This window comes from Stenotrophomonas sp. 2YAF22, from assembly GCF_052114665.1.
GTDB classification, from domain to species: domain Bacteria; phylum Pseudomonadota; class Gammaproteobacteria; order Xanthomonadales; family Xanthomonadaceae; genus Stenotrophomonas; species Stenotrophomonas indicatrix.
Genome location: NZ_JBFRFE010000208.1, coordinates 1 through 6335, shown reverse-complemented (window position 1 = coordinate 6335; position 6335 = coordinate 1). Strand labels below are relative to the sequence as shown.

The following is a 6335-nucleotide window of genomic DNA, read 5'->3' as shown; positions in this document are numbered from 1 at the left end:
TCTCCAGCGTGTGGTCCTGCCCGCCAGCCAGTTCGGCGATGCGCGCAGCGTCGATGTCGTACCCCAGCGTGGGCAGCTGCCGGCCGAAAGCCACCGCCAACGGCAGCCCGACATACCCCAGGCCGATGATGGCCGGGGACGGCATCTGTGCTGCGCCGATCGGCGCGCTCATGCGCGGCGTCCAGCAGGCGGCAACGGTGTCCACTGGGTCATGCGAGGGTCCGGGTGCAGGCAAACATGCCGACAAGGTTAACCGCGGCAGCGGCGCCAGACCACGCCCCGATCAGGATCCGAGGCTGACGGCCGCCGGCTCGAGTTCGCCGTGCCGCCCCGTCCAGGCCCGCAACAACAGGCAGAAGCCATGCTCCGGGGGCTCCTGCGCCAGGCTGAAACCATGCCACGGGGCCGCCACGATGCTGCCCAGCGTCGCCGCATCCACGTGCCGGTTGGCCATCGTCCAGCGCGGGAACCAGCGGCTCGGGATTGGGCCTGCGGCAAGTTGGATGATGCTGCCGTGGCGACGCGCGTTGCCGATCCGCGCGTGCACCGAAGCCAGCCCATCCCGTGGGCCTTCGATGTACTGCAGGAAACGGCTGCCATCGAACATCAGCGCCCCGGTCACCCCGGCCATGCGGTTGAACGCGGTCGCATCGGCCAGCAATGCATCGAGCTCGGGCACGTCCAGTCCCTCCCTGGCCGTGCTGACATAGGCGTACGCATGCAACGGCATGTCCATCACTCCCCTCCTGAGTGCAGAGGAATATGACAGGAAGCACGAGGACTTCAAGCGTTGGTTATTCCGGCGGCGACTCGACCTGGTAGCCGCGTTGCACCAGCGCATCCAGATAGCCCTCGCCCAGCAGCAGGCTGACCGGCACCGTCGCGAAGGTGCCTGGGTGACGGGTCAGCGCCGCATCCACGCCCTGCAGCCAGCGCGTGCGCACCTGCTGCGGCATATCGCTCCAGCCACGCCTACGCACGAAGGCCGAATCCTGCAGCAGTTCGCGGCAGGTCCGGGCCATCGACGAGCCCGACAGCCGGCGCAGTGCGGCGACATCGCCGAGTGCCCAGGCGTTGGCGCGCTCGCGCAACACCGGTGCCTGGAATTCCACCGTGTCGAGCGTGCGTTCGAAGCACGCGCGGTCATCGACTTCGGTGGCCTGCAGCTCCTTCAACGTGCCACGGATGTCGTCGACCTTCAGCTTGACCTGCACGTCTTCCGGCTTCAGATCGTGCGCCTTGTACGCGCGCCCGAGTGCTTCCTTGACCTGCTTGCCATCGCGCAGGCCGTTGCGCTTGAGGAAGGCCTGGTACAAGCGGCCGGAGGCCACCAGCGGACGGTCCTTTTCCACGCCACGGTCATTGCCCAGGTAGGTCTGTTTCAGGCCGAGCCAGCGCGCGTGCGTTGCCGGCGGCAGGATCTGGTCAAGCGTGCGCCCCTGCGGATCGCGCGCCGTCTTCAACGCCAGTGGCAGCAGGGTAAGGCCCTTGAACACACCGATCTTCGCATCGAGGGCGAAACCCGGATCGCCCAGCACATGGTCGACGCCGGCAATGGTCCGTTCGACTTCGTCAGAGCGCCATTGCACACCGCTCGGCAACGGCGAGACCGTGCCCAGGATCCACAACACATTCCCCTGTGGAGCGGTGACCTTCCAGAGGCCGGGGCCGGGCTGTACGCCGGTCACCTGCACCGTCTCCATGTCCACCACCGCCCCGGTGGGCGCAGGCACCTGCTGCGCGGCAGCCGGGCCGATCGCCAGCATCAGCCCCAGCACGGCACTGCATCCGATCCATCGCTCGCCGCGTGCACGCATATCGCCATTCCCGGAAATGTTGGCGGACTGTACCCAGCCCCGCGCCCGACTGCGTAAAAGCCGCGTTAGCCGGCGGCAGCGGCGGCGATTCCGTTACAATCGGCGCGCGCTGCAGGCCCGGATGGCGAAACTGGTAGACGCATCGGACTTAAAATCCGCCGACCGCAAGGTCATGCCGGTTCGATTCCGGCTCCGGGCACCACCCAATCAAGCATCGACGCCCCCGCAATGGGCCAACGCACCGCTGGTTCAACAGCAGCCCGTTGAAAGCGATGCGGCCATTCGGCTGACGTCGCTGCGATCAAGACGGCTCCAAGCCGGCATGGCAGAATCGAACGCCCCGGCCGCCGAACCGCGCACAAGGAGATCAGCCATGAAGTGGATAGGGATCGCGTCATCGCTGGCGCTGGTCGCGATGCTCGCCCAGGCCACCGCACCGGCATCGGCGCAGAGTCGTTCGGACAGTCATCGCAACCTCGACGGAAGCCTGGATATCCGCAACAGTGACGGATCGTCCAGCCGCATCAAGCGCGACTTGTCCGGCCGGGTGACCGCCGAGCACAGCAACGGCAGCCGTTCGACCACCACCACGGATCTGAGTGGCCGCAAGCGCACCACCCACAGCGATGGCAGCTACTCCAACAGCAGCACTGACCTGAGCGGCAACATCCGCACCCAGTACAGTGACGGCAGCTACTCGGTCAGCAAGCGTGACCTGAGCGGCCGGTGGCGCACCGAGTACAGCGACGGCTCCTACTCCACCAGCGTGCGCGATCTGAGCGGCAACTGGAGCACCACCTCCAGTGGTGGCATGGCCGCTCGCCACCCCGAACGCGGCGTCGGAAAGCGCTGAGACCTGCGCTCAGATCGCCCGCGAATAACGCGGCTGCTCCTGCGCAGCGCGCAGATAGGGATCGAAGCACATCGCCAGCAGGCGCAGCAGCGGCCGCCCGGGCTCGCTGGTGCGCACCACGCCATCGCGGTATTCGGCCAGGCCATCCTGCTGCAGTCGCTGCACAGCCTGCAGGTCTTCGGCGAAGTAGGTCTCGAAATCAATGCCGTGGCGCTGGGCCAGTGACATTCCATCCACCTCACCCTGACACATCAACTGCTGGATCAGCTCGGCGCGCAGCTGGTCGTCGGCACTGAGTGCGACGCCGCGCCAGACCGGCAGCTGTCCCTGGTCCACCGCGCTCTCCCACGACGGCAGGTCACGCGGATTCTGGCTGTAGGTGGTACCGATGTGACTGATCGCACTTACGCCAAGGCCGAGCAGATCGGTGTCGGCGTGGGTGGTGTAGCCCATGAAGTTGCGATGCAGCTGGCCGGCGCGCTGGGCACGCGACAGATCTTCTTCCGGCAAGGCAAAGTGATCCATGCCGATGTACTGGTAGCCGGCTGCGGACAGGCGCTCCACCGCCAGGCCCAGCAGCGCCAGCTTGTCTTCCGGCGAGGGCATGCGGCTTTCGTCGATCTGTCGCTGCGCGCGGAACAGGTGAGGCAGATGCGCATAGCCGTACACCGCCAGTCGATCCGGACGCAGCGCCAGCACCAGTTCCAGGGTACGGCCGAATCCCTCAAGGCTCTGCCCGGGCAGGCCGTAGATCAGATCGACGTTGACCGAACGCATGCCGCTGTCGCGGCACGCACGCAGGATATCCAGCGTCTGCCGCACGCCCTGCACGCGGTTGATCGATTCCTGCACCTGCGGGTCGAAATCCTGCACACCCAGGCTGGCGCGGTTGAAGCCGAGCCGGGCCAGCATCGCCACGTCGCTGGTGTCGATGAAACGCGGGTCCAGTTCGATGGAAAAATCACGCTGCGAGGAATCGCTGAAATCGAAGCGCCGACGCAGGCCCTCGACCAGTGCGGTCATCGCATCGGCATCGAGGAAATTCGGTGTGCCGCCACCGAGGTGCAGCTGGATCACTTCACGATCATCAGCGAACTGCGGCGCCAGCAGGTCGGCCTCGGCCAGCACGCGCGACACATAGCTGTGACCACGCCCGCGGTCGCGGGTGATCACCCGGTTGCAGCCACAGTAGAAGCAGGGGCTGGAGCAGAATGGCACGTGGACGTACAACGACAACGCGCGCGCCAACGGGTTGCTGTCGGCTATCGCCTGGCGCAGCGCGGGTGCATCGAAGCCGTCATGGAAGTGCGGCGCGGTGGGATAGGAGGTGTAGCGCGGGCCGGGACGGTCATGCCGTCGCAGCAGATCGGGATCGAAGGTCCAGGCCAGGCCACCGGCAGCGGGAGAGAACGTGTCCATGGCGCCAGCATCGCGCCACGCCGGGCGGTGCGCCTTGACCCAGATCAATCCTTGGTGGGCACGCCCAGCACCGGCAGCATGACCTGCGGCCAGCGCAGCATCTGGTAGCGGCGCCAGAAGGTGTCGGCGATGCGGGCGGCCACATCGTCGGCCAGCGCCTGCATGGGCGGGTTGTTGCATTCGGCCGTGGTGATGTGGAACAGCACCAGCCAGCGGTCGAACAGATCCTTTTCCAGATCGATCGCCATGTGCTTGGACATCGGCGAGCCCTTGAACCTGCGGGTCCCGCGCAGCATCGCCGACCAGAAATCGACGAGCTGGGCCAGGTGTTCCGGCCAGTCGCGCACATGCCCTTCGAATACCGGCCCCAGACGCTCCTCTTCACGCACGCGCGCATAGAAATCGTGGACCAACCGGGTCACTTCCTCCTCGCTGCACAACTCTGGCGAAGCAATGGGAAGGGCAGTCGTGGGCGTTGCGTTCATCAGGGCACCAAGTGCGGATCGGCAGTGTGCCGCATGCCGCCACCACCGCTGTTGATCCAGATCAATGTCAGCGCACTGCGGCGCACCTAGGCTGGCACGCTTGCAGGAAGCATGCCCTGCGGATGCTGCGCCAACCACGGCGAAGTATACGCGCCGCCCCCTTCTTCAACCCGAACCCGCATGAACACACCATCTTCCAGCCGCCAGCGGCTGATCCAGCACTGGGGCGCAGTCCTGTGGCCCAGCTTCATCGCCGCCGGCCTGGCCTGCGTGGTGTTCTTCGCCTTCGTCGATCCACTGCGGCTGCAGGCGATCAGCTTCCCGGCTACGGCCATCAGCCGTGAGCTGGGCTACACCGCAGGTTTCTTCATGTTCTGGGCCGTCACCGCACTGTCCAGCGCGGTGACCGGGTATCTGCTGCGGCCGATGCCGAACGATGAGGATGAGGAGCTGCCGCTGGGATGAGCATCATCGCTTCCCCGCCGCCCCACCCATGGCGTTGGCGCCGCACCCTGGGCGTTGCGCTGCTGGTCCTGTTCCATGCGCTGCCGTGGCTGCAATGGAATGGCCGGCAGGCGCTGCTGCTGAACCTCACCGCGCGCCGCTTCGATCTGTTCGCGTGGACCTTGTGGCCGGATGACATCGGCGTGCTGCTGGGCCTGCTGGCAGTGATGGCAGTGGGCCTGGCCCTGCTCACCCATCTGGCTGGCCGCGTGTGGTGCGGGCATGCCTGCCCGCAGACACTGTGGACACGGGCCTTCGATGGGATCGCGCAGGCACTGGCCCGCGTCCTGCCCGCGCAGGCAGCGCGGCCGGTCACCCACGTGGTCTGGCTGCTGCTGTCGCTGTGGACCGGGATCACCTTCGTAGGACTGTTTAGTCCGATCCGCGAACTCGTCGCCGGCGCGTTCGATGGCCGCTGGAGCGGATGGGAGACTTTCTGGGTGCTGTTCTATGCGGGCGCCACCTGGGGCAATGCCGGGTTCCTGCGCGAGCAGGTGTGCCGATCGCTCTGTCCGTTCGCGCGCATGCAGCCGTTGCTGACCGACCCGCACACCCCGCGCATGTTGTATGACCCACGCCGTGGCGAACCGCGCGGCGCCCGCCCGCCGGCATTGGGCGGTGTGCTCGGGCGCGGTCGTGGCCTGCTCGACCCGACCACAGCGCAGGACTACGTTTTCCGTGCCGCACATCCACTGCTGGCCGGACCGATGCCGACCTTCAGCGCGGATCGGCTGGGCGATTGCATCGATTGCATGGCCTGCGTACGCGCCTGCCCGATGCAGCTGGACATCCGCCATGGCCCACAAGCCGACTGCCTGGCCTGCGGTGCCTGTCTGGAAGCGTGCACCCAGCAACAGCAGCAGGCAGGCTTCGGGCCCAGCCTGGTGCACTATTGCAGCCCGCAGGTGATGTCGGGCCAGCCGCGCCGCTGGTGGCGCCCCCGCACCACCGCCTTGGCATCGATGCTGCTGGCCCTGCTGGCCTTTGGCGCTTGGCGCCTGCTCTGAGTCAGCCCGGGTCGCCCGGGCGTGGCGGTACCAGCTGGGCGCGACGGACGATGCCCAGTTGTTCGATGATCAGCGCCATTTCGTTGGTGACATCGGTCCGCCCGGTCCCCTGCGGAACCAGACGATCAAGCACCTGCTGGTAGGTATCCCAGAACGCCGGACCGCATCCGTGTTTGTGATAACTGGCTTCCAGTTCGCGGCGTACCCGTTCAGCCAAGCCATGCATGCCGTATTCCATACGACCTCCGTT

General features: G+C 66.6%; 8 protein-coding genes, 1 tRNA gene and 1 pseudogene. 4 read left to right on the top strand and 6 right to left on the bottom strand.

Going from position 1 to position 6335, the window contains the following annotated elements; genetic code table 11:
- The 3 genes and pseudogenes from AB4Y84_RS10190 to AB4Y84_RS10180 all read right to left on the bottom strand — a co-directional run.
- A pseudogene (locus tag AB4Y84_RS10190) lies at nt 1-172 on the bottom strand (nucleotide sugar dehydrogenase); the annotation flags it as partial.
- Nucleotides 173-283: 111 nt separating this feature from the next.
- Nucleotides 284-736: a BLUF domain-containing protein gene (locus AB4Y84_RS10185; RefSeq protein ID WP_312786223.1), complete on the bottom strand. Its 453-nt coding sequence runs from the start codon at nt 734-736 to the stop codon at nt 284-286.
- A 58-nt stretch (nt 737-794) separates the two neighbouring features.
- Nucleotides 795-1778, bottom strand: coding sequence for a TraB/GumN family protein (locus AB4Y84_RS10180; protein WP_442250088.1), 984 nt, complete (start codon nt 1776-1778; stop codon nt 795-797).
- Between the two features lie 154 nt (nt 1779-1932).
- Here AB4Y84_RS10180 and AB4Y84_RS10175 point away from each other — a divergent pair.
- Nucleotides 1933-2019, top strand: a tRNA-Leu gene (locus AB4Y84_RS10175).
- Between the two features lie 171 nt (nt 2020-2190).
- Nucleotides 2191-2670 carry a hypothetical protein gene (locus AB4Y84_RS10170; RefSeq protein WP_059063732.1) on the top strand — a complete coding sequence of 160 codons (480 nt, stop codon included), beginning with the start codon at nt 2191-2193 and terminating at the stop codon, nt 2668-2670.
- A gap of 9 nt (nt 2671-2679) precedes the next feature.
- On the opposite strand, the gene hemN is transcribed toward AB4Y84_RS10170, so the two are convergent.
- Nucleotides 2680-4089, bottom strand: a complete 1410-nt coding sequence (gene hemN, locus AB4Y84_RS10165; RefSeq protein ID WP_442243699.1) for an oxygen-independent coproporphyrinogen III oxidase — start codon at nt 4087-4089, stop codon at nt 2680-2682.
- A gap of 44 nt (nt 4090-4133) precedes the next feature.
- Entirely contained in the window at nt 4134-4574 is a 441-nt protein-coding gene (locus AB4Y84_RS10160; protein ID WP_032976493.1) for a group III truncated hemoglobin, read from the bottom strand.
- Between the two features lie 180 nt (nt 4575-4754).
- On the opposite strand from AB4Y84_RS10160, the gene AB4Y84_RS10155 reads away from it, so the two are divergent.
- The gene (locus tag AB4Y84_RS10155; RefSeq protein ID WP_230110709.1) at nt 4755-5039 is read left to right on the top strand and encodes a hypothetical protein; all 285 of its coding nucleotides are present in this window, start codon (nt 4755-4757) and stop codon (nt 5037-5039) included.
- Nucleotides 5036-6085, top strand: a complete 1050-nt coding sequence (locus AB4Y84_RS10150) for a 4Fe-4S dicluster domain-containing protein (RefSeq protein WP_230110711.1) — start codon at nt 5036-5038, stop codon at nt 6083-6085. The genes AB4Y84_RS10155 and AB4Y84_RS10150 overlap by 4 nt, the downstream gene beginning before the upstream one ends.
- 1 nt (nt 6086) lies before the next feature.
- On the opposite strand, the gene AB4Y84_RS10145 is transcribed toward AB4Y84_RS10150, so the two are convergent.
- Nucleotides 6087-6323, bottom strand: coding sequence for a hypothetical protein (locus AB4Y84_RS10145; RefSeq protein ID WP_025875165.1), 237 nt, complete (start codon nt 6321-6323; stop codon nt 6087-6089).
- Between the last annotated feature and the right edge of the window lie 12 nt (nt 6324-6335).